This is a genomic window from Bacteroides ilei, from assembly GCF_900128495.1.
GTDB lineage: Bacteria > Bacteroidota > Bacteroidia > Bacteroidales > Bacteroidaceae > Phocaeicola > Phocaeicola ilei.
Genome location: NZ_LT635805.1, coordinates 1 through 1,012, shown reverse-complemented (window position 1 = coordinate 1,012; position 1,012 = coordinate 1). Strand labels below are relative to the sequence as shown.

Below are 1,012 nucleotides of genomic sequence, written 5' to 3'. Positions count from 1 at the left end.
CACGTGATTGGGCTAAATCCCATCAAACTTGTTCCGAATAGATACTATTAGTTCCGAATCGACTACAAATAACACCGATTCGGAACTAATTCACAAAATTTGCAACGTGGTTTACCGAATGCTTACGATTGTTTTGGATGCGGTCAGATAAACAGAACAAGCATCCGTTTCCCTTTACCGGGCAGATGCCTATCTCTGTCTGTCTTCTGTTACACTCCACACTCCAGCAGCTTAACTCCGCCTTCCGGCCTTATCTCCACCATGCGTGCACAGGCAGGTACCAGTACCTTTTTACCTTGCGCCAGCGTGCATGCCACACCGCCGTCGGGTACCAGCGTGGCCCTTCCGCCTACGCACACATACACTACAAAGTTGTCCAGCTCCGTTTGCAGTTCGCGCAGGTTGCCCTTTGCTTCCCGGAGGTTATAGTCATAGATGCGGTACGTAAGTCCGATGGCTGCTGTATCATTCAGACAGAACATGGCCGCATAATTTGTGTATCAATCCAAATGTCAGTTCAGGGTTTCCGTAGCTGTCAAGGTGGATCCTGATTCCGGAAGGAAGCTCTATTGTTACGTCGCCACCCGACCCTGACGGGAGATTGCCCCTGCGACACAAATCCAATGTGCCGTATGAAGGCAATACCGTCCAGGTAGAATATGCCATCAATAAGGTTGGTACTTTCAAAATTATGCTCATAGCCTATAATCTGCTCACAGGCAGTAGAATTATCTTGAAGGATTTCGGGTACAAGGAAAAAGGCGCTTCCGAGACACTGAAGGTTACCTACCCTTATAATTGGGAGGAACATCGTTATCTGTTCCTGGTCATAAGTGAGCTTGAAACAGGGCTAAGTTATCATTCAAACTATCAGTTCAAGCCTTAGTGATAGTATCGGTCAAACGGTACCATCGTAGCGCACGAATCGGTACCATCATAGCGGAGGAACCGGTACCGCTATAGCGGAGGAATCGGTACCATTGTAGCGCTTGAATCGGTACCAAGAAAATCA

The 1,012-nt window shown here is 47.8% G+C and carries 2 protein-coding genes; one reads left to right on the top strand and one right to left on the bottom strand.

Going from position 1 to position 1,012, the window contains the following annotated elements; translation table 11 throughout:
- Positions 1 to 209 precede the first annotated feature (209 nt).
- Positions 210 to 482, bottom strand: a complete 273-nt coding sequence (locus BQ7489_RS17020; protein ID WP_072532360.1) for a cupin domain-containing protein — start codon at positions 480 to 482, stop codon at positions 210 to 212.
- Positions 483 to 625: 143 nt separating this feature from the next.
- On the opposite strand from BQ7489_RS17020, the gene BQ7489_RS17010 reads away from it, so the two are divergent.
- Positions 626 to 886 (top strand): hypothetical protein, encoded by a 261-nt coding sequence (locus BQ7489_RS17010; protein WP_113745310.1) that lies wholly within the window; start codon positions 626 to 628, stop codon positions 884 to 886.
- Positions 887 to 1,012: the final 126 nt, after the last annotated feature.

What these genes read in the sequence shown, in the direction of transcription:
- BQ7489_RS17020 (WP_072532360.1), bottom strand. Translation starts at nt 482, where the DNA reads ATGTTCTGTCTGAATGATACAGCAGCCATCGGACTTACGTACCGCATC.